The organism is Gammaproteobacteria bacterium (assembly GCA_024235095.1).
Taxonomy (GTDB): domain Bacteria; phylum Pseudomonadota; class Gammaproteobacteria; order Competibacterales; family Competibacteraceae; genus UBA2383.
This window is the reverse complement of record JACKNC010000001.1, coordinates 2,939,017-2,959,292: the sequence shown is the minus strand read 5'-3', so window position 1 is coordinate 2,959,292 and position 20,276 is coordinate 2,939,017. Positions and strand designations below refer to the sequence as shown.

General features: G+C 57.0%; 20 protein-coding genes. 6 read left to right on the top strand and 14 right to left on the bottom strand.

Going from position 1 to position 20,276, the window contains the following annotated elements; all coding sequences use genetic code 11:
* The first annotated feature begins 12 nt into the window (after positions 1 to 12).
* The 3 genes from glgA to H6973_13105 all read left to right on the top strand — a co-directional run bounded on the left by glgA (position 13) and on the right by H6973_13105 (position 4,294).
* Entirely contained in the window at positions 13 to 1,485 is a 1,473-nt protein-coding gene (gene glgA / locus H6973_13115; GenBank protein MCP5126529.1) for a glycogen synthase GlgA, read from the top strand.
* 40 nt (positions 1,486 to 1,525) lie between these two features.
* The gene (locus H6973_13110) at positions 1,526 to 2,986 is read left to right on the top strand and encodes a glycosyl hydrolase family 57 (protein MCP5126528.1); all 1,461 of its coding nucleotides are present in this window, start codon (positions 1,526 to 1,528) and stop codon (positions 2,984 to 2,986) included.
* Positions 2,987 to 3,106: 120 nt separating this feature from the next.
* Positions 3,107 to 4,294, top strand: a complete 1,188-nt coding sequence (locus H6973_13105; GenBank protein ID MCP5126527.1) for a glycoside hydrolase family 57 — start codon at positions 3,107 to 3,109, stop codon at positions 4,292 to 4,294.
* A gap of 65 nt (positions 4,295 to 4,359) precedes the next feature.
* Here the strand turns inward: H6973_13105 and H6973_13100 are convergent, their stop codons facing one another.
* The 6 genes from H6973_13100 to H6973_13075 form a co-directional block, all read right to left on the bottom strand.
* A complete protein-coding gene (locus tag H6973_13100; protein MCP5126526.1) occupies positions 4,360 to 4,860 on the bottom strand; it encodes a TlpA family protein disulfide reductase in 501 nt (166 codons plus the stop codon).
* Positions 4,861 to 4,898: 38 nt separating this feature from the next.
* Positions 4,899 to 7,604 (bottom strand): cation-transporting P-type ATPase, encoded by a 2,706-nt coding sequence (locus H6973_13095; GenBank protein MCP5126525.1) that lies wholly within the window; start codon positions 7,602 to 7,604, stop codon positions 4,899 to 4,901.
* A 175-nt stretch (positions 7,605 to 7,779) separates the two neighbouring features.
* On the bottom strand, positions 7,780 to 9,153 hold the full coding sequence (locus tag H6973_13090) for a phosphomannomutase/phosphoglucomutase (protein ID MCP5126524.1): 1,374 nt from the start codon (positions 9,151 to 9,153) through the stop codon (positions 7,780 to 7,782).
* Positions 9,154 to 9,163: 10 nt separating this feature from the next.
* Positions 9,164 to 9,625 (bottom strand): dUTP diphosphatase, encoded by a 462-nt coding sequence (dut, locus tag H6973_13085; protein MCP5126523.1) that lies wholly within the window; start codon positions 9,623 to 9,625, stop codon positions 9,164 to 9,166.
* Positions 9,625 to 10,908: a bifunctional phosphopantothenoylcysteine decarboxylase/phosphopantothenate--cysteine ligase CoaBC gene (gene coaBC, locus H6973_13080; GenBank protein ID MCP5126522.1), complete on the bottom strand. Its 1,284-nt coding sequence runs from the start codon at positions 10,906 to 10,908 to the stop codon at positions 9,625 to 9,627. Before coaBC ends, dut begins: the two co-directional genes overlap by 1 nt.
* Positions 10,909 to 11,474: 566 nt before the next feature.
* Positions 11,475 to 11,696, bottom strand: a complete 222-nt coding sequence (locus H6973_13075) for a hypothetical protein (GenBank protein MCP5126521.1) — start codon at positions 11,694 to 11,696, stop codon at positions 11,475 to 11,477.
* Positions 11,697 to 11,801: 105 nt separating this feature from the next.
* Here H6973_13075 and H6973_13070 point away from each other — a divergent pair, with 105 nt between their 5' ends.
* Both H6973_13070 and H6973_13065 read left to right on the top strand, forming a co-directional pair.
* On the top strand, positions 11,802 to 11,975 hold the full coding sequence (locus tag H6973_13070; protein ID MCP5126520.1) for a hypothetical protein: 174 nt from the start codon (positions 11,802 to 11,804) through the stop codon (positions 11,973 to 11,975).
* 107 nt (positions 11,976 to 12,082) lie between these two features.
* Positions 12,083 to 13,360: an N-6 DNA methylase gene (locus H6973_13065; protein MCP5126519.1), complete on the top strand. Its 1,278-nt coding sequence runs from the start codon at positions 12,083 to 12,085 to the stop codon at positions 13,358 to 13,360.
* Positions 13,361 to 13,393: 33 nt separating this feature from the next.
* Here H6973_13065 and H6973_13060 read toward each other — a convergent pair whose 3' ends face one another.
* From H6973_13060 to H6973_13045, 4 genes are all read right to left on the bottom strand, one after another.
* On the bottom strand, positions 13,394 to 13,624 hold the full coding sequence (locus H6973_13060; protein ID MCP5126518.1) for a hypothetical protein: 231 nt from the start codon (positions 13,622 to 13,624) through the stop codon (positions 13,394 to 13,396).
* Between the two features lies 1 nt (position 13,625).
* Positions 13,626 to 15,530 carry a ferrous iron transporter B gene (locus tag H6973_13055; protein ID MCP5126517.1) on the bottom strand — a complete coding sequence of 635 codons (1,905 nt, stop codon included), beginning with the start codon at positions 15,528 to 15,530 and terminating at the stop codon, positions 13,626 to 13,628.
* On the bottom strand, positions 15,527 to 15,805 hold the full coding sequence (locus tag H6973_13050; GenBank protein ID MCP5126516.1) for a ferrous iron transport protein A: 279 nt from the start codon (positions 15,803 to 15,805) through the stop codon (positions 15,527 to 15,529). Before H6973_13050 ends, H6973_13055 begins: the two co-directional genes overlap by 4 nt.
* An 80-nt stretch (positions 15,806 to 15,885) precedes the next feature.
* Positions 15,886 to 16,353, bottom strand: coding sequence for a bacterioferritin (locus H6973_13045; protein ID MCP5126515.1), 468 nt, complete (start codon positions 16,351 to 16,353; stop codon positions 15,886 to 15,888).
* Between the two features lie 554 nt (positions 16,354 to 16,907).
* On the opposite strand from H6973_13045, the gene H6973_13040 reads away from it, so the two are divergent.
* Positions 16,908 to 17,327, top strand: a complete 420-nt coding sequence (locus H6973_13040) for a DsrE family protein (protein MCP5126514.1) — start codon at positions 16,908 to 16,910, stop codon at positions 17,325 to 17,327.
* Between the two features lie 24 nt (positions 17,328 to 17,351).
* Here H6973_13040 and H6973_13035 read toward each other — a convergent pair whose 3' ends face one another.
* The 4 genes from H6973_13035 to cobU are packed head-to-tail and all read right to left on the bottom strand — an operon-like array spanning position 17,352 to position 20,258.
* Positions 17,352 to 18,098: an adenosylcobinamide-GDP ribazoletransferase gene (locus H6973_13035; GenBank protein MCP5126513.1), complete on the bottom strand. Its 747-nt coding sequence runs from the start codon at positions 18,096 to 18,098 to the stop codon at positions 17,352 to 17,354.
* The gene (locus H6973_13030; protein MCP5126512.1) at positions 18,098 to 18,703 is read right to left on the bottom strand and encodes a histidine phosphatase family protein; all 606 of its coding nucleotides are present in this window, start codon (positions 18,701 to 18,703) and stop codon (positions 18,098 to 18,100) included. Before H6973_13030 ends, H6973_13035 begins: the two co-directional genes overlap by 1 nt.
* Positions 18,700 to 19,743 (bottom strand): nicotinate-nucleotide--dimethylbenzimidazole phosphoribosyltransferase, encoded by a 1,044-nt coding sequence (cobT, locus tag H6973_13025; protein ID MCP5126511.1) that lies wholly within the window; start codon positions 19,741 to 19,743, stop codon positions 18,700 to 18,702. Before cobT ends, H6973_13030 begins: the two co-directional genes overlap by 4 nt.
* Entirely contained in the window at positions 19,740 to 20,258 is a 519-nt protein-coding gene (cobU, locus tag H6973_13020) for a bifunctional adenosylcobinamide kinase/adenosylcobinamide-phosphate guanylyltransferase (GenBank protein ID MCP5126510.1), read from the bottom strand. Before cobU ends, cobT begins: the two co-directional genes overlap by 4 nt.
* Positions 20,259 to 20,276: the final 18 nt, after the last annotated feature.

The window sequence follows — 20,276 nt, the reverse complement described above, 5'->3', positions numbered from 1 at the left end:
GGATGGAAGTTTATGTATATTGTACAAATTGCTCCCGAATGCGCCCCGGTGGCCAAAGTCGGCGGCTTGGCGGATGTCGTTTTCGGCCTGTCCCGGGAACTGGAAATTCGCGGCAATGAAGTCCACATCATTTTACCGAAATATGACTGCATGCGTTATGACCACATCTGGGGTCTGCAAGTCAGCATGAAGGATCTGTGGGTACCCTGGTATAACGGGGCGGTTCATTGTTCAGTGTGGTTCGGCTTCGTCCACGGCCGCAAGTGCTTTTTCATCGAGCCGCATTCGCAGGACAATTTTTTCAATCGCGGCCATTTCTACGGTTTCTCGGATGATGTTAGCCACTTCGCGTTTTTCAGCAAAGCGGCGCTGGAATTCCTGCACAAGGACAACCGTCGGCCGGATATCATCCACTGTCACGACTGGCAGACGGGTTTAGTACCTGTGTTGTTGTTCGAACAATACGCGCATGGCGGCATGCACTGGCAGCGCGTTTGCTATACCATCCATAACTTCAAGCATCAGGGACTGACCGGCGAGTATGCGCTATGGGCTACCGGTCTGACCAACATTGCTCATTATTTCAACTACGACCGGCTGCGCGACAACTTCAACCATACCGCGGTCAATCTGATGAAGGGCGGTATTGTCTACTCTAATTTCGTGACGACCGTGTCGCCCGCCCATGCCCACGAGGCGCGCTTTACTGATCAGGGCAGCGGATTGAGCCATACTCTGAATGTGCATCAGAGTAAATTCGGCGGGGTGCTGAATGGCATTGACTATGAGGTGTGGAATCCCGAAATCGATCCGCATATCGCCAGCCGCTATAATATCGAGACTCTGGATAAAAAGTACGAAAACAAGGATGCGCTGCGCGACCGGCTGTGGCTGAGCAAGGATTTCAAGCCGATTATCGCCTACGTGGGCCGGCTCGACAGCCAGAAAGGCGTTGATCTGATCCATCACGCCATCTTCTACGCCCTGCGTAATAATGCTCAGTTTGTGCTGCTCGGCTCCAGCCCGGAACCGAATATTAACCACCATTTCTGGAATCTGAAGCGCCATCTCAACGACAGTCCCGATTGCCACCTTGAACTTGGATTCAATGAAGAACTGTCGCATTTAATCTACGCTGGGGCGGATATGGTGGTCATGCCCAGCCTGTTTGAACCCTGTGGTCTCACACAGATGATCGCGCTGAAATACGGCACCGTGCCGATTGTGCGGGCGGTCGGCGGTCTTCAGGATACGGTATTCGACAAGGATTATGATGGCCGGCCCTGGGAAGCGCGTAATGGCTTTGTCTTTCATAACGCGGATCATGCCGGTCTCGAATCCGCCATGCACCGCGCCATTGCCCTGTGGTTCGCTTACCCTGACGATTTCCGGGAATTGATGATCCACGGCATGCAGTGCGACTACTCCTGGTGTCGACCCGGTCAGGATTATCTCAACATCTACGATCTGATCCGTTGCAAGTAACAACTCCAAATGTCTACCACTCCAAAGGAGAATCCTACGCATGAGTCAACTTCCGGAATACGTCGATGGTTTGCCCAATATTTGCGGCTCGGAACCTTTGATTGAACAAACCTTGCGTACTAGCGCTGACCGGCCGGTATTCCTGCCCGAGAGTCGGGTGGATTTCGGTCACATTCGCGCCACCTGCGCCATTGCTCTGCACATGCATCAACCGTTAATTCCTGCGGGTGGGCATGATTTGCAGACGGCGGGTATGATCAGCAATCTCAAGTACATGATGGACAATCAGGGGATTGGCGATAACTACAATGCCCCGGTTTTCCACTGGTGCTACAAGCGCATTGGCGAATTCGTTCCGCAATTGATCAGCGAAGGCAAGGAGCCGCGCGTGATGCTGGAATACTCCGGTACGCTGTTCCACGGTTTGCGCGACATGGGTTTGCACGATGTTTTCGATGCGCTTAAGAACGCGACCTGTAACCCGGATTTTCGACGCGGCGTAGAGTGGCTGGGCTGTCCCTGGGGTCATGCAGTCGCGCCTTCGACCCCGGCGCAGGATTTCCGCTTGCACGTCAAAGCCTGGCAGCATCATTTTGCGGCAATCTTTGGTCTGGAGGCGCTGGAGCGGGTGCGCGGCTTCTCGCCCTCGGAAATGGCGCTGCCCAATCATCCTGATACGGCTTACGATTATATCAAGACTTTGGTGGACTGCGGTTTCCAATGGGTCCTGGTGCAGGAACACACGGTGGAACAACCGGAGAATGGTTGGGGACCGGAGAAGAAGCATCTGCCGCACCGATTGGTCTGCACCAATTCCAAGGGCGAAACGGTCAGCATTATCGCTGTGATCAAAACCCAGGGCAGCGACACTAAACTCGTGGCGCAAATGCAGCCTTATTACGAAGCCAAGGGATTATCGCGCTGGGAACTGGCGGGCAAGTCCGTGCCGCCGCTGGTGACTCAGATTGCCGATGGCGAAAATGGCGGCGTAATGATGAACGAGTTCCCCGGCATGTTTTTCCAGGTCATGCACGAAGCGTCCGGGTCGGATGTGCCGATGATGAACGCCACCGAATATCTCGAACATCTGTTCGCGATGGGCATTAAGGAAAGTGATCTGCCCACTTTGCAACCGTTGCTCCAGAAGCGCATCTGGGAGCGGTTTAAACCGGGCGACGGTCCGGAGAAACTGGAACAAACTATCGCTGAACTTAAAAAGGAAGATGGTCGTTTCCACATGGAAGGCGGCAGTTGGACCAATGATATTTCCTGGGTGCGCGGCTACGATAATGTCCTCGGCCCGATGGAAAAGGCCAGTTCGACCTTTTATGAAAAGGTGTTGAAACCGAAAGTGCCGACGACCGATCCACGCTATCGCAATGCGTTGTTCCATCTCATGTCCTCGCAGACCAGTTGCTACCGGTACTGGGGACAGGGATTGTGGACCGATTACGGTCGCGAAATCTGTCGGCGGGCCAGCGCCGTTGCTGAGAGCATTTAGCCACTCCAAATCATTCCATCGGGGCCGGATTTGGATTTATCATGATAAAAATACTGGATTAGCGGAGATACGGTTATCCGCCGTATCCACCGCAATCCGCTCACAGGAGGAGGCTGAATCATGGCGGATACACTCTACCATGCGTTGGTGCTGAACCTTCATCAACCGCACGGTAATCTGGAACACCTGTTACAGCATAATGAATGGGAAGCGCGGGAAATTCTGTTCGCTACGGACCGGATTCCCCGCTCGCTGACCGACTATCAGGATGTAGGCCGGGTCCACCTGGCCCTGTCGGCGACTCTGCTGGAAACCTTGACCCATTCGGATTTTCAGAGCCGGGCCTATGGCATCGTCGATTGCAGCGCGCTGATTTGGAGCCTGTGCAATAGCCCGGCGATCGACATGCTGGGCACCGCCTATTATCACCCGGTCATGCCACTGATTCCGCCAGCCGACTGGCCGGCGCAATTGGAGCGGTGGCGGGGATTTGCCCGTCGGCTGTTTTATAACAGCGACTTCCAGGGATTCTGGCCGCCGGAAATGGGCTTTTGCATGGAGATGATCCCATTGTTGCGGCGACTGGGTTATCGCTATGTCCTGGTGGACAGTGAACATGTCAAACCGGTGGAGCCGATGCGTTGGGAAGATGTGCGCTATCGGCCACATATCGCGCAGTACGGCGGCGAGGAAATAACCGTTATTGTGCGTGATCGCGATCTGTCGAATGCCCAGGAGTCAGGCATGGAGTTTGAGTGGTTTGACAAGGAAGTCCGGGAACGCACTAAGAATTGCAACTTCCCGCCCTTGGTGACGACCTGTAGCGATGGCCAGAATGGCGGCTGGTTCCGCAACGTCACGCCAGGCAGCAACTTCTGGGATGCGTTCTACAAGCCGCTCATGGAAAAAACGCGAACTGGAGCGAGCGCTATTCAACCGGTCTTTATCAAGGATTATCTGGACCGGTTCGGCGCACGAGGCGAGGTCACGGTCGGGCCGGGCGCCTGGAATACCGGCTGGCATGACGGCAACGATTTTGTGCAATGGACTGGAACCCAGGCGCAGAAAGATGCGCTGACCCGGGTGGACGAGGTCAGCCAGGCGATACACGGCGCACTGAGCAACGCCACGAATATCGGTTCGCATAACCCGGAATTACTGACTTTATTGGAGGAAGCGCGCTGGCGGGTCCTGCGGGCGGAAACCAGTTGCAACTTCTTTTGGGGCGACGCCTGGGTGATGCGTTGTCACTCTGATCTCGACCAGGCCTGTGAGTGTCTGGAGCGGGCCAGCGCCTGTTTTAATTGAGGCGAGCAGCGAGTAGCGAGTAGCGAGTAGCAATTGGCTTCTCGTTACTTGCCGCTCGTTACCTTCTACAGCATGGCTTCGATGGCATCCCGCAGTTTCGGCATATCCAGCAGCCCGAGCTGATAATGCACAATCCGCCCTTCGGGCGAAATAAGCACCGTGGTTGGCGTAACCTGCACATTATCGAACTCGCGGGCAATGCGTTCCTCGCTGTCCAGCACGATGGGATAAGGAATCTGGCGCTGCTCGGCCATCGCCCGCACTTGGGCGGGCGGATCATAAGCCATCGCTACGCCGATGATTTCCAATCCCTTGGAGTTTAAGTCCCGGTATAACTCGATCAGATGGGGCATTTCCTCGATGCAGGACGGGCAGGTCGTGGCCCAGAAGGTCACCAGCACGGGCCTGCCGCGTAACTGTTCCAAGGTCAGGGTGCGTCCGTCCAGCGTTTTTCCGACCAGGGGCGGCGCTTCGCGCAGACCGGCGGGCATGAACCAGATCGCGGCGAAGACGAGAATCACGATCAGGGCGATGCCGGCGATGAGCATTTCTTTGTTGAGCTTCACGAAAAAATCTCCTGCGGTCGATCATTGAATGGCGTTCTTCAGTTTACGCGATGAAACCGACGCCAGACCATTTTTTCCAACTCTACCAATGACAACAACGCCAATCCCACTAGCGCTACAAGCATCCAGTCGGCAACGCTAATCGGCGTAGTACCCAATAGATATTGCAGGGGCGGTAGATAGGTAAACGCCAGTTGTATCACCAACAGGATGCTGATGGTCATCAGCACCGGGCGACTGCCTAGCAGACCTTCTCGCGACAGGACCGGATGATAGAGATAACGGCTGTTGAACAGATAGAAAGCCTCATTGACCACCAGGGCGTTGACTGCGACCGTGCGGGCGGCTTCAAGCGATGCGCCCTCCGCAGTCCGCCACAGGAACAAAGCCAGCGGCGCGATCACGACCAACACCGACACAAAGACGATTCGCCATAACATGAAGCCATTGACCAGCGGCTCTTCGGAATTGCGAGGCCGCCGTTTCATCACATTCGCTTCGGCGGGTTCAAACGCCAGCGCCAGTGAGAGCGTTACAGCGGTGACCATGTTGACCCATAGAATCTGCACGGGCGTGATCGGCAGCGCTAATCCAAATAGAATTGCAGCGATGATCACCAGCGCCTCGGCGCCATTGGTCGGCAGGGTGAACAGTAATGCTTTGCGCAGATTATCGTAGACCGTGCGGCCTTCCTCAACGGCGTGCGTGATCGAGGCAAAGTTGTCATCGGCCAACACCATCTCCGCCGCTTCCTTAGCGGCTTCAGTGCCTTTCAGGCCCATCGCGATCCCGACATCGGCGCGTTTGAGCGCCGGCGCATCGTTGACCCCGTCACCGGTCATTGCGACGACTTGATGACGGTCTTGCAGAGCGGCGACCAAGCGCAATTTATGTTCAGGACTGGCGCGGGCATACACGTCGGTATCCAGCACCCGCGTGCGCAGTGCGGTATCGTCCAGCGCCTCTAACTCCGGACCGGTTAAAACGTCTTCTCCATTGCCGATGCCGAGTTGGGTTGCAACCGCCCGCGCAGTCGCACGGTGATCGCCGGTGATCATTTTGATTCGGACGCCAGCCTCCTGGGTCCGGCGCACTGCCTGAATGGCTTCCTCGCGCGGCGGATCGCTGATGCCCATCAAACCCAGCAGGGTCAGGCCCGCTTCGACATCAGCGAAGGTTAATTCCCGCTGGATTTTGGGAACCGGTCGAACGGCGACGGCCAGCACCCGTTGCCCTGCTGCCGCCAAGACTTCAATCCGTTCCCACCACTCATCAAGACTCAGCGGCTGCAAACCCTCAAGATGTTGTTGGTCAGCGCACATATCCAGGATGCGCTCTGGCGCGCCTTTGACGTAGATGACATGTTCGCCGTGATGATCATGATGCAGGGTGGCCATGAAGCGATGTTCAGATTCAAAAGGAATGCTGTCGAGGCGCTGAAAGCGCGCTTTTTCATCGACGGGATCAAGACCCGCTTTTAACGCCAAGGTCAGCAACGCGCCTTCGGTGGGATCGCCTTCCATGCGCCATTCGCCCTTGCGTTCGTACAACGCCGCATCGTTGCATAGATGAACCGCGCGGGCGATATGCTGCAAGTCAATCGCTTCTTTAGGGTTAATTGCGGACGCTTCGCTGGTGAAACCGCCGGTGGGCGCGTAACCCACGCCGCTGACCTCGAACAGGCGATCGGGGGTCATTACGCGCTGCACGGTCATTTCATTGCGGGTCAGGGTGCCGGTCTTGTCTGAACAAATAACGGTGACTGCACCCAAGGTTTCCACGGCGGGCAAGCGGCGGATGATCGCGTTGCGCTGGGCCATGCGCTGAACGCCGATGGCCAGGATAATAGTCATAATCGCAGGTAATCCTTCGGGAATCGCCGCCACCGCCAGGGCTACGGCGGCGATGAACATTTCCTGCATGGACTGGCCGCGCCAGAACACGCCAGCGACGAAGGTGAGACTTGCAATCAGCACAATGGCGAGACTCAACCAGCGCCCGAATTGGGCGATCTGCCGCAGCAACGGCGTGGCGATTTCCTCGATCTGTTCCAACAGGACGCTGATCCGTCCGATTTCAGTCGCTTCACCGGTGGCCACCACCACGCCTGCGCCCTGGCCATAGGTGATTAGCGTGCCAGAATAGGCCATGTTGGTGCGATCGCCGATCGCAACTTCGGCAGGAACAGGATGGCATTGCTTGCCCACCGCTTCGGCCTCGCCGGTCAAGATCGCTTCCTGAATGCGCAGATTGCAGATTTCGATCAACCGCAGGTCGGCAGGCGCCTTGTCGCCGGATTGCAGCAGCACCCAGTCGCCGGGAACCAACTCCTCGGCGGGAATTTCCCGGCGCTGGCCCGCGCGCAACACCATGGCGCGAGGCGATAACATCTTACGGATAGCCGCCATCGCCGATTCCGCCTTGCCTTCCTGCACGAAGCCAACCATAGCGTTGATGATGACCACACCCAGGATGACAGTAGTGTCGACGCCATGCCCCAGGGTGGCGGTAATCGTGGCGGAAACCAGCAACAGATAGATCAATACGTTGTGAAATTGCAACAGAAAGCGCATCACGGGTCCGCGCCGTTGCGGAGCGTGTAGCCGGTTGGGGCCGCAGGCTGCCAGACGCCGGGCGGATTCTTCGTCGCTCAAGCCATTGGCGGTGGTTTGCAGTTCCTGCAAGACCTGTTCGGGAGTGAGCGTGTGCCAGAAGGGAGGGGCTGGGGAGGTCAATGCGTTCATGGGCAAGGCTCCTTGATCGCGGTGATTCCAGGATGTCAAAATACCGATTGCTTCATCCTGTTTGACCTTGATGCGGCGCAAAAAAGCCTTACGGCAATCGCGTGTAGAGTGGATGACGCCAATTATCCCAGCCCACGCATCTATTTGAACCTGCCAAAATTTCTGCGTCAGTTCACTAAAAAGGCAGTGTTAGATTGGTTTGCAATCCCAGCAGGATGCAGCGGAATCGCTCCTGAATATCGGTCATTGCTTCTGCGTGATCGGCCTCGAAGCGCAACACCAGACTCGGCGTAGTATTGGAAGCGCGCACGAGCCCCCAACCGTGCGGAAATTCCACCCGTAACCCGTCCAGGGTAATGACTCGCGCATCCGGGCCAAAATCGGCTTGGCTTGTCAAGCGCTCCATAAAACGGAATGGCTCGCCCTCGGCCATCTCCAAGCGCAATTCCGGAGTGGTCAAGCCAGTCGGATAGGCCGCGAAGAACTCGGTGCTGGAACCGCTCTGCCCAGCCAGCAATCGGAGTAACCGGGCGGCGGCATAGAAGGCGTCATCGAATCCGAACCAGTCATCGGCATGCGCCAGATGGCCGGTGATCTCGCCGCCCAACAAAGCGCCGGTTTCGCGCATCTTGGCCTTGATCAGCGAATGGCCGGTTTTCCACAGAATCGGCTGGCCGCCCAGTCGTTCGATCAACCGGGTGAGATGCCAGGAGCATTTGATATCATAAACAATCGCTGCGCCAGGATAGCGGGTCAGCACTTCTTCGGCCAGTGGCATCAAGAGCCGATCCGGCCAGATGATTTCACCAGTGTCGGTGACTACGCCCAGCCGGTCGGCATCGCCGTCAAACGCCAGACCTATATCGGCTTGATGTTCGAGCACCGCCGCCTGCAAATCGACCAGATTTTCCGGAATACTGGGATCGGGATGATGGTTGGGAAAGCGGCCATCGACTTCACAGTACAATTCCACGACTTCACAACCGAGTGCGCGCAGCAACGGCGGCGCGGTGTGCGCAGCGATGGCGTTGCCGCAATCCACGACCACTTTCAGCGTTCGAGGCAGGGGCAGTGTTTCACTGACGCGGCGAATATATTCAATGCAAACATCCGCTGATCGCTCGCCGCCGTGACCTTGACGCAGATTGCCGGTTTCGATGCGGCGGCGCAGGTCACGAATCACTTCGCCATGCAGGGCAATCCGGTCAATAACGATTTTCAGACCGTTATAGTTGGGCGGGTTATGGCTGCCGGTGACCATAACACCGGCGTGGGTATCATCAAGAGTGTGGGTGGCGTAATACAGCAAGGGAGTGGAGAGCGCACCCAGATCAATGACGTCCAGGCCCGCCGCACGGATGCCCGTCTTGAGCGCAGCGCAGAGCGCTGGACTGGACAATCGCCCGTCGCGTCCTACCGCGATGCAGCGCTCGCCGCGCTCAGCGGCCAAACTACCCACCGCTTGACCAATATCATGCACAGCCTCGGGCGTCAGGTCGCGGTCAACAATGCCGCGAATATCATATTCCCGAAAAATGGATTTTTTCATCAGGGATTAGTTAATGTCGCCCAGAATGACCGAAACCGCCTACGCCGCGCCCGCTCGGCGTGAATTCGGAAACCATCGCGAATTGTGCATGAACCACAGGCACGATGATCATCTGCGCAATTCGCTCGCCCACCGCAATGGTAAACGGCGCGTGGCCCCGGTTCCAGCACGAGATCAGCAGTTCGCCCTGATAGTCGCTATCGATGAGTCCTACCAGATTGCCCAACACGATGCCATGCTTATGGCCGAGGCCGGAACGCGGCAACACCAGCGCCGCCAAGCCAGGATCGCTGATATGGATTGCCATGCCAGTCGGGATCAGATGCGTTTCTCCTGGATGCACGATCAGCGGCTCGGCCAGGCAGGCGCGCAAGTCCAGACCGGCTGAACCGTCCGTGGCGTACTCAGGCAGAGGGATATCCTGGCCCAGTCGGGGATTCAGGATTTTCAACTCGATGGTTTGATGAGTCATCATGCTTTTCCGATTCGATACCGCTCGGCGATTAACGCAACCAATTGTTGTCCGAGCCAGTCCTTATCCGCCAAGGGTAACACGCGCTCGCCTCCCTCCCACAGCACATGCAAGGCATTCTGCTCGCTTTCAAAGCCGCTGCCGGCGATGCCCACCTGATTGGCGGCGATCAGGTCCAGATTCTTGCGACGACGCTTGTCCTCGGCATAGCGCAGCACATCATGCGTTTCTGCGGCGAAACCCACGGTAAATGGTCGATGAGCACGCAGCGCAGCGACTTCAGCGAGAATATCCGGGTTGCGCGCCAGTTCCAAGGTCAACGTCTCGTCGGTTTTCTTAATTTTGCGCTCTGCCGCCTGAGCGGCGCGATAATCGGCGACCGCTGCGGTTGCGATGAAAATATCCGCCTGCCGGACCCGGTTCATCACGGCCTCATGCATTTCAAGCGCGCTCTCCACATCGATCCGCTCGATGCCAGGCGGAGTCGGCAAATGCACGGGACCGCTGACCAGCGTCACCCGCGCCCCCGCCATCGCCGCGGCGGCGGCGACAGCAAAACCCATTTTTCCAGTGCTACGGTTACTGATGAAACGCACCGGATCGAGCGCCTCGCGGGTCGGACCTGCGGTGAGCAGCACAGTCAGACCTTGCAAATCGTGCGGTGTGAGGGTCTCGGCGGTCAGGGATTCCTCAACGGACGATGTGGGTTGCCATTGGGCGCCTTCTTCCTTCCCGCCCAGCCACTCAACGACCAAATTCCGCAACTCCAGCGGCTCCAGCATCCGTCCCTCGCCAATCTCGCCGCACGCCTGTTCACCGCTGCCCGGCCCCCAGATTTTAACGCCGCGCCGCACCAGCAGTCGGCAATTGTCCTGAGTCGCGATATTTTGCCACATTAGGCGGTTCATAGCCGGCGCAACCGCCAGCGGCCGGTCGGTAGCGAGACACAGGGTGCTAAGCAAATCATTCGCCATGCCATGCGCCAGGCGAGCAAGGAAATCGGCGGTGGCCGGAGCGATCAGGATCAAGTCCGCCCAACGCGCCAGCTCAATATGCCCCATGCCGGCTTCGGCGTTGACATCCAGCAGTTCCGTGCGCACCGGTTGCCCGGAGACGGCCTGGAACGTCAGAGGGGCTACGAAGGCGGTGGCGGCTGGGGTCATGGCCACCTGAACGTCAGCGCCTGCTTCGCGCAGACGGCGCGTCAGGTCGGCGCTTTTATAAGCGGCGATGCCACCGGTAATACCGAGCAGAATTCGGGTGTTAGCCAGGGGCTGGAGCATGAGAGGACTCCGGGCAAGAAGGAAAAGTTGCTGAAAGCTTAACGCAACTTACAGGCATGCGGAAATAAAAAGGGCGTCCGAACACGTACTGTGATGACACGCGTCCGGACGCCATAGTCCGCGACGGCGGCCCCCGTTAGCCGCCCGAATCGATGCTGCTGTCAAACCAGAGGGGCTTGTTGAGCATCGATCCTTGGAGTTCGGTAATGCAATTCAGTGGCCAAGTTTCCAAGTTATTATTTTTATAATTTTTTTATGATTCTTCCGGCTTGATAAGCCTGATGGACAGGGATTATATTGCCTGGTTATGGTGCGAAATGTGAAGGAGATGTGCAAAGAATGTGCGCCGCGACGACGAAGAGGCAGTGCTAGTCTCTTCTTCTCCCGCGAGTGGGAGAAGAATTCAAGAAGAGGGGTCAGCGCGCATCAGAAATTGGTCTTTTGCAGTTGACAATTCGTTGTATCCATAAGGATACTCGCGCTGCAAAGCTATTATGGCATCCAATTTTTTGCGCTAAACAATAAAACAAAACGGTTGACCATCTGTGACAGACCTTTCTCACTTTTTAAGCATATTGGGGCTGCGCCGTAAAGACCTCAAGGAGTTCAACGGCCAGAACGGCAGTACCAAGGTCTTTAATACCTTCATGGAAATCCTTCGGCACAACAACGTGTCCGACAGGGAAAATGCTTTCAACCGTCTGTGCGCCATCATTCTCGCCAAACTGGTGGATGAAGATCGCAGTGAGACCGATATTCTCAGCTTTCAGTGGTTTCCTGGTAACCATTCAGTCCCCCCCTTTGGCAAAGGGGGGAGGTGAACGCTTACGTTTCCTGACAAAGACACCCCGGAAGAACTGATCGATCGTCTGCAACGCCTCTATAAGCGCGGCATGAAAGACTCCCTCGGCGAAGAAATCACCTACTTCGAGGAAAGAGACATCGACAACGCCTTCATGGCCCACCGGCGCGACATGGCCCGCAACGAGGTCAAAAAAATCTTCCGCGCCCTCAAATTCTACACCAACAATGACTTTGCCTTTAAATGCGAATTAAGAGCTAACTAATATCCTTAAATATAAATATGTTACGTTACTCATCGAATTGCTGACGAAAATCCAGAATCGGGTTTTCAACGAGTTGAGGATGAAGCTCTTAATTCGCATTTAAGGAGGTGCATAACCGCAAGCTCTTCGAGCAAAACACGCAGGTGGTCCGCGAGGTCGTGGAGTTATTCCAGAGCTACCGGCTGAAATACACCAGCAAGCAGGCTTTCCTGGGCAATCTGTTTGAACTGTTGTTGAACAGCGGCTTCAAGCAGTCCGAAGGTCAGTTTTTTACCCCGATTCCCATCGCCCGCTTCATCGTGCGCTGTTTGCCGCTTCGCGAGCGCATGGCCGCCGCTCATGCTGCGGGCGACGCGCGGGTGATTCCCAAGGTGATGGATTACGCCTGCGGCAGCGCCCATTTTCTCACCGAGGTGATCGAGGAGCTTCAGGAAGACCTGGCTGCCCTTGACCTTTCGCAACAGGTCAGCACCACTTGGGCGCGGGATTGCGTCTGGGGAATCGAAAAAGATTATCGTCTGGCCCGCACCGCCAAGATCGCCCTGTTCCTGCACGGCGCAGGCGACGCCAATATTCTTCATGCGGATGGCCTCGAACATGACGACGCCCTGCCCAAACCCGGTACGCTGGACGTGCTGATTGCCAACCCACCGTACTCAGTCAAGGATTTCAAGCAGCACCTTAATCTCCGCCACAACCGTTTTACCCTGCTGCCTCATCTCACCTCGAACAGCGGCGAGATTGAAACGCTGTTTGTGGAACGGGCTGCGCAACTTAACAAGCTTCGCATTGCGCCTACGCCCGCTTTTTTGGATTTTTCCCGCACGGGTTGCGATTTGGCGTTCAACCTGTCGCCTCAACAGGCTATGAAGTCAGTTCAATTTGAGACGCGGTTTGATCGGGTTCCGTTCGATCAAGTTGCGACCCTGGAGTACGGCAAACCGCTTCCTGAGCGCAGCCGGATTCCAGGGGAATTCCCGGTGATGGGGTCTAACGGAATCGTTGGCTATCACAACGAGTATCTTGTGGAAGGCCCGGCAATTGTTGTTGGTCGGAAAGGCTCTGCCGGAAAGATCACCTACATTGAGCAGAACTGTTTTCCAATCGACACCACCTTTTACGTCTCGTGTGACAAAAACAAAGTGGCGCTTCGCTATCTGCAAGCCATTTTGCAGGAGCTAAAACTGGAAGAACAAGCCAAAGCCCAGGGAGTTCCAGGCTTAAACCGAAATGATGTTTACAAGTTTTCCATTCCCCTGCCGCCGCAGTCTGTCCAAGAGAAGATCGTGAAAGCTATCGCAGCGCTCGAAAAGAAGGCGCAGACGTATGTCATTAAAGACCTTGTTGACCAAAAGCGGCAGATTCTTCTGGATGGCATCAAATAGCCAAGGCGCTGATCAAAGATGCTTGGCTGGGAGTTATTCGCCCTGCTGGATAACGCTGGGGCGAACCTGGATGAGCGTCTTGGCGCAGGACGATCCCAAAGCGCAACCATGACATCCGCTACTAGCAGGTGCGGCGTTCTTCCCGGAAGGCTTCCCGTCCCGGCCAGCGCCGGATCGAAACCAGCCGACTGGCGCGTAAGCCCGTAATAGCCCGAAAGCTGCGCCTGCCACGATCAACAGCGCCAATCCATCCTGCCATCCCATCTCAACCGCCTCCCAACGCCAAGGCGACCCGATAAGTGATGAAGGCCGCGATATAGGCCAGCACGATCAGGTACACAAACATGAACACCGGCCAGCGCCAGGAATTCGTTTCGCGCCGAGTTGCCGCCAGCGTCGCCAGACATTGCGGGGCGAACACATACCAAGCCAGCAAGGCCAGCGCCGTCGCCAGCGTCCAGTCCTGAGCCAGCGCCACGCTCAACGCCTCGGTGACCGCCTCTTCGTTGCCGCTCAACGCATACACCATACCCAACGCCGCCACCGCCACCTCACGCGCCGCCAGGCCCGGCACCAGGGCAATAGCGATTTGCCAGTTAAACCCAATCGGCGCCAGCAGCGGCGCCAGCGCATGTCCAATCATACCGGCAAAGCTGTAATTGATCGCCGGCTCAGTCGCCCCCGCTGGCGCGCTGGGAAACGTCGCCAGACACCACAGCACAATCATGACCCACAGAATGATCGTGCCGATGCGCCGCATAAAAATCCGGGCGCGCTCCAGCAAACCCAGTAACACATTTGTTGGATTCGGCCATTTATAGCTTGGCAACTCCATTAACAACGGCTGCCGCGCTCCGCGCAACAGAGTCAGGCGCAACACGCCCGCTACCACCAGCGCCCCAATAATGCCAGTCGCGTACAAGCCGAACATGACCAGCCCTTGCAAGCCGATTCCGCCCCAAACCGTGGTGTTAGGAACGAAGGCGGCGATAACCAGGACATACACCGGCAATCGCGCCGAGCAGGTCATCAGCGGCGCAATCAGAATAGTGGTCAGGCGATCCAGGGGATGTGCAATGGTGCGCGCCGCCATGATGCCGGGAATGGCGCAGGCAAAGCTGGACAGCAGGGGGATAAATGCGCGCCCGTTCAAACCCACCCCGCTCATCAGCCGATCCATCAGAAACGCGGCGCGCGTCATATAGCCGGAATCTTCCAGCAGTAGAATGAACAGGAACAAAATCAGGATCTGCGGCAGGAAAATGATCACCCCGCCGACCCCGGCAATAATTCCGTCAACGATCAGGCTCTTGAGCAGGCTGTCCGCCATGTGCGCGGACAGCCATTGTTGCAAACCGACCATCACTGCGTCGATAGCGTCCATCGGCGCTTCCGCCCAACTGAACACAGCCTGAAACATCAGAAACAACAGACTCAGCAGAATCAGCGGTCCAGCCACCGGGTGCAGCAAGACACTGTCAATTTGCCGAGTGAGGCGTTCCGGCGCTCCTTCCTGGATGACGGCTTCCTGCAACACGCGCTCGACCTCTCGGTGGTAGGCACGAATCGCGTCGGGCGAGGGTTCCTCCCAGGCATCCATCGCCGTTGCTCCATCAGCGCCCGGCCTTTGCTGCAACAGCCGGTCGATCTGATTCAGCAGGTCTTGTACACCGTGCTTGCGCATCGCGACGGTAGTCACAACCGGAATGCCTAACTGCCGGGATAGCGCGTCGATGCTGATCTGGCAACCGCGTTTTTCAGCAATATCCATCATGTTCAGCGCCAGAATCAGTGGTCGGTCCAATTGCCGCAGTTCCAGGAGCAACCGCAGATGTTGTCCCAGATTGGTCGCGTTGGTAACGCAGACGACAACGTCCGGCAGGGCTTCCTGCGCCTGCCGGCCCAGCACGACATCGCGGGTAATGGCCTCATCGGGGCTGCGCGCACGCAGACTGTAACTGCCCGGCAGGTCGAGAAGTTCAACGGTGTGGCCAACGGGCGTCCGCAAGCAGCCGCTTTTCCGTTCGACGGTCACGCCAGGGTAATTACCGGTCTTTTGCCGGCTGCCGGTCAGCGTGTTGAATAGGGTGGTTTTGCCGCAGTTAGGCGGGCCGACCAAGGCGATGCGCGCCAGCCGACTCTCGTCAATGGGCAAAGTGGTCGTGGTCATGATGACGCATACTCCAGCGTCATCACCGGCGCGGACTCTACCGCCGCATCGCGCAGCGGCCCAACCAGCACGGCATTCGCTTCACAGCGACGCAAGGCCACAGTCATGGTTTGATTAATGCGCACCGCTAACGGATCGCGACCCAGAAAGCCATGGTGCAACACTTCAACGCGCGCGCCTTCCACAAACCCCATTTCCAACAGGCCGCGTTCGACTTCCTGATTGCCATCGCTAGCCTGGACGGCCAGAATGCGCCCGACGCCGCCACACCGCATCAGGCTCAGGGGTTGGGTAAAGCCCAGTCCTACGGTGCAACCCGCCTCGAACGCCCGGCGTTCCTGTTCACTCAGCCTGTTCATTTAGCTTCCTCCACCGCCGTCCGGGTTTGAGCCGGCGCTCGCAGCATTTTGTCCACCTCATCATGATGAGTTTGCTCCTCAGCAATCTGGGTGCGAGCATATTCTTCCAGCCGCACGTCCTTGTCGCGCACCACGTCAAGCAGTTCGTAGTATGCCTTGAGCGCTTCACCCTCATGCGCCAGCGATTCCCGCAGGATATCGCCGATGTCATGCTGGTGCGTTTCCAGCAGCGGGCCGATATCGAGCGATGGGTGTCCCCCCAAGCTGGTGATCAACTCCCCGGCCTGACGGGCATGGAGCAGACTTTCATCCGCTTGCGCATTCAGCCAACCGACGATCGGGATGCGATTGTAGCCGTACACCATCAGCGCGTAGTGGGTGTAGCGCACTACGCCCGCTAGCTCCAGTTCGAGAATCCGGTTCAATACTCGGATCGCAGCGTCTTTGTCGAATGCTTGATTCATGCTTGTATTCACCATTTTATCTTAATGAAACAAATATTTGCTACTCGCCGAACCAGGTAAGCTGCGTTGATGGCCGCGTGGCGACCATTGTCGGCATTTCTACAGTGGAAGCATTATATTATAAATGATAATAATTCTCAAATAAAAAATATATTTTTGTTTTTAATAAAACAAATAAAATCGCACTCATAGACTCATTAACTGTTAAAGACTATAAGCAAGCAGAATGCCAACCTGTTCAAATTATCCTAATTGGTAGGATTTCCTTAGTCGCTACACGCTGCCGGAAGACTTAAAAACAAATACAGTAAAATTAAACAATTAATTTATAAAAAAATTTATGTTAAAAGTGCAAAGAAATTTGCTCTGAAATTTAGAGTGGATTTTGGCGGGCGAGTCGAAGATCCGCGCGCGTAGGCGTGGCTGTCTTACATTCATTTGTGCTGATTGTGAATGCGGATTGACAAAGCGAACATGATAATCGATGGGTTAGAATCGGCGCCGATTGGTGTTAAACCGGTCTTCAACTCAATCTCATTGTACAGGAAAAGAACATGAAATTCGTGAATACCTTATTGCTGGTTTTAGCCCTGATGGTCAGTAGTATAGCTACTCCCGCGCTGGCGGGCGATGCCGATCCGCTGTTCGTGAACATGACGACTGACGACGCCCATCGCGCTAACATGGCGATCACCTTTGGCAAGGCGCAAATGGAGCGGGGCCATCCTCTGACTATTTTTTTGAATGACAAGGGGGTTCATGTCGGCGACAAGACTAATGCCGCGAAATACGAAGAGCAGCAAAAAAAGCTGGATGAAATCTTGAGCAAAGGCGGCGTGGTCATCGCCTGTCCGATGTGCATGAAGCATTATGGCGTTAAGAAAAGCGATCTCTTGCCGGGCGTTCAAGTGGGCAAACCGGAACTGACCGGCGCTGCCTTGTTCAAGGACGGAACGCAGACTTTAACTTGGTAGAAAACCTGTCAGCAAGCTTAAAACTTAAAAATCGTCAACCAACAACGCTAGCGTCAACAACGTTAGCGTTTCTATTAATTCGCAGGTTGCGCCGAGCATATCGCCTGTAACGCCGCCCAGCCGCGTCAGCCAGGCATGGCGTAAGCCAAGAAAGCCCATACCCAATACAACCAGCAGGAGGCCGCCCGACCACCCCAGCAGGAAAAGGGTCGCTATCGCAATGGAGCTGACCAGCAAGCCGTTGCTCACGCACGGCAGTGTATCGGCATACGGGGAACCCAGCCCATCAGGCCGCACATACGGTGTTGTCACCAGTAGCAGCACAATCGTGGCGCGACCCCATACCGGAGCCAGCAACAACGCATTCTGCGCATCGCCAGCCAGCAGCATCTGTAAAGCGGCGAACTTGTTCAGCAGGACCAACACGATCGCGGAAATAGCCATTGGGCCGCTGTGCGAATCTTTCATAATCGCCAGGGTGCGTTCCCGGTCACCCTGTCCGCCGATCCAGGCATCGGCGGTATCGGCTAGCCCATCCAGGTGCAAACCGCCCGTCAACAACACCCAGACCGCCAGCATCAGCGCCGCGAGCACTCCGGGATCAGCCCACCACAGCGCTGTATGCAATCCGGTCAGCAACGCGCCGATCAGCAAGCCCACGAATGGAAAAAACAGCACTGCCTGCCCCAGTTCCCAGGGTTGCGGCGGCGCGGTCAGGGTGGGAACCGGCAGTCGGGTCAGTAGTTGCAAGGCCAGCGCCAGGGGACGGATCATGCCAGGCAGCCGTTGTGAAACACCAGATGCGGTTCGGCCTCGGGGTCGCAATGCACCCGCATCCGGGTAAGTGAAGCAAAAGGCGCCTCGATGCGCCAGATGCGCCGCACCGGCATATCCAGCAGTTGCCGCAACACCATGCGAATGACGCCGCCATGCGCGACCAGCAACACATGCCGGCCCTGATAACGTTTCAGCAGATCGGTCCAGGCCCGGGCGATGCGCCGGTCGAAGTCCACAACCGGTTCGCCGCCGGGAATCGGCCAGGCAACCGGATCGCGCCAGAAGCGCCCCAGCGCTTGTGGTTCGGCATCATGCACCTCGGCCACCGAACGCCCTTCCCAAACGCCGAAACTGATTTCAGTGAAGTCCTCCACAATTTCCAGTGGGCGGGTCAACTGTTGCGCCAGCGCCTGGGCAAACGCCGCGCAACGGATCAACGGCGAACTGATAATGGTTTCCCATTCCCGATAGTCGCCAACCGCTGCGCGCATCTGCTCCCAACCGCGCGCACTCAAGGGATCATCGATTGCCCCCCGAAATTTTTGTCCGCCTTCCGGTTCGCCATGCCGTAACAAATCGACGATGGTAAAGTCATTCATGCCTGCGAAACTCCCGCCTCATCAAAGGTCGCCATGCGGGCGTGCAGAGCGGCGGCAGCGCGCAGGATCGGTAGGGCAACCGCCGCGCCACTCCCTTCGCCGAGACGCATCTCCAGGTCGAGCAGGGGTTTTGCGTCCAGCGCTTCCAGCAAGCGGCGGTGTCCCGGTTCGGCGGAACAGTGGGCGTAAAACAGCCAGTGCGCCAGTTCCGGCCGCAAGCGCACCGCGACCAGCACCGCAACCGTAGCGATAAATCCGTCCACCAAAACCGGTAAGCTCAATTGACCGCAACGTAAATAGGCGCCGGTCAACGCGGCAATTTCGAATCCTCCCAACCGTTGCAATACTTCCAGCGGCTTGTCGCTGCGCAACTTCGCCAAAGCGCGTTCAATCACCAGCGCCTTGCGGGTGACGCCCACCGTGTCCAGTCCCGTGCCAGGTCCCGCCAGTTGCGCAGCCGGACGACCGAGCAAGGAACAGGCGATGGCCGCAGCGCTCGTGGTATTGCCAATGCCCATCTCCCCGCCAATGAATAACTGTGCGCCGTTGATGGCCGCGCGATCCGCCGCATGGTGACCCGCCATCAGCGCATCATGCACTTGTTCAACGCGCATGGCCGGTTCGTGAACGAAATTGGCCGTGCCGGGACCCACTCGGGCGTCCAGTACGCCGGGCAATTCTTCCAGGGGTTGCGCCGTCCCTACATTCACCACATCCAATCGCGCGCCCCACTCATGGGCTAATACACTGATCGCCGCCCCGCCCCGGGCGAAATTGCGCACCATTTCAGCAGTCACCGCTTGCGGGAAAGCGGATACGCCTTCGGCGACTACGCCGTGGTCAGCAGCGAATACGGTAATCCAGACCTGTTCGATACGCGGTTGCTGGGTGCGCTGCATGGACGCCAAGGCGACGCCCAGTTCCTCCAGCCGGCCCAGTGAACCGGGCGGCTTGGTCAATTGCGCCTGACGTTCACGGGCGGCGGCACGTGTCGTTTCATCGGGGGTGGGAATCGGGTCGTCAAACCAGTGGTGACTCATGCGAAACGGTCCTTGAGAGTGAGAGGTAAGCCCGCAATGATAAAAGTCACGCGATCGCAGCGGGCGGCAACCGCCTGGTGCAGCCAGCCCGCTTCGTCGCGAAACCGCCGGGCCAGTGGGTTGGCGGGAACAATGCCCTGGCCGACTTCGTTGCTGACCAGCAGGATGTGACCAGGCAACGTCGGGAGGATTTTCAACAAAGCGCTGATTTCATCAGATAAACGCGAGTCACTGGCGGCCAACAGATTGTTCAGCCACAGGGTCAGGCAATCGACCAATAGGCAACAGTCGGGAGCGGCATGGGCGCGTAAGGCCGCGGTCATCGCCAGTGGTTCTTCCACCAGACTCCAGTCAACTGGACGTTCGGCGCGATGACGGGCGATGCGCTCAGCCATTTCCGGATCGCCCGCCTGGGCGGTCGCCAGATAAATAACGGGCAGACCGCTGGCCATCGCTCGTTGCTGAGCGAAAGCGCTTTTGCCGGAACGGGCGCCGCCGAGAATGAATTCTTTCATGGGATGCATGATCGTCGA

Bases quoted from the DNA above. Each gene is read 5' to 3' on its own strand.
- H6973_13045 (MCP5126515.1), bottom strand. From the start codon at position 16,353: ATGAATCAAGCATTCGACAAAGACGCTGCGATCCGAGTATTGAACCGG.
- H6973_13030 (MCP5126512.1), bottom strand. From the start codon at position 18,703: ATGAATGACTTTACCATCGTCGATTTGTTACGGCATGGCGAACCGGAA.
- H6973_13055 (MCP5126517.1), bottom strand. From the start codon at position 15,530: ATGACCACGACCACTTTGCCCATTGACGAGAGTCGGCTGGCGCGCATC.
- H6973_13090 (MCP5126524.1), bottom strand. From the start codon at position 9,153: ATGAAAAAATCCATTTTTCGGGAATATGATATTCGCGGCATTGTTGAC.
- H6973_13110 (MCP5126528.1), top strand. From the start codon at position 1,526: ATGAGTCAACTTCCGGAATACGTCGATGGTTTGCCCAATATTTGCGGC.
- H6973_13075 (MCP5126521.1), bottom strand. From the start codon at position 11,696: ATGGTTACCAGGAAACCACTGAAAGCTGAGAATATCGGTCTCACTGCG.
- glgA (MCP5126529.1), top strand. From the start codon at position 13: ATGTATATTGTACAAATTGCTCCCGAATGCGCCCCGGTGGCCAAAGTC.
- coaBC (MCP5126522.1), bottom strand. From the start codon at position 10,908: ATGCTCCAGCCCCTGGCTAACACCCGAATTCTGCTCGGTATTACCGGT.
- H6973_13050 (MCP5126516.1), bottom strand. From the start codon at position 15,805: ATGCGGTGTGGCGGCGTCGGGCGCATTCTGGCCGTCCAGGCTAGCGAT.
- cobT (MCP5126511.1), bottom strand. From the start codon at position 19,743: ATGAGTCACCACTGGTTTGACGACCCGATTCCCACCCCCGATGAAACG.
- cobU (MCP5126510.1), bottom strand. From the start codon at position 20,258: ATGAAAGAATTCATTCTCGGCGGCGCCCGTTCCGGCAAAAGCGCTTTC.
- H6973_13105 (MCP5126527.1), top strand. From the start codon at position 3,107: ATGGCGGATACACTCTACCATGCGTTGGTGCTGAACCTTCATCAACCG.
- H6973_13060 (MCP5126518.1), bottom strand. From the start codon at position 13,624: ATGGGATGGCAGGATGGATTGGCGCTGTTGATCGTGGCAGGCGCAGCT.
- H6973_13040 (MCP5126514.1), top strand. From the start codon at position 16,908: ATGAAATTCGTGAATACCTTATTGCTGGTTTTAGCCCTGATGGTCAGT.
- H6973_13070 (MCP5126520.1), top strand. From the start codon at position 11,802: ATGAAAGACTCCCTCGGCGAAGAAATCACCTACTTCGAGGAAAGAGAC.
- dut (MCP5126523.1), bottom strand. From the start codon at position 9,625: ATGACTCATCAAACCATCGAGTTGAAAATCCTGAATCCCCGACTGGGC.
- H6973_13095 (MCP5126525.1), bottom strand. From the start codon at position 7,604: ATGAACGCATTGACCTCCCCAGCCCCTCCCTTCTGGCACACGCTCACT.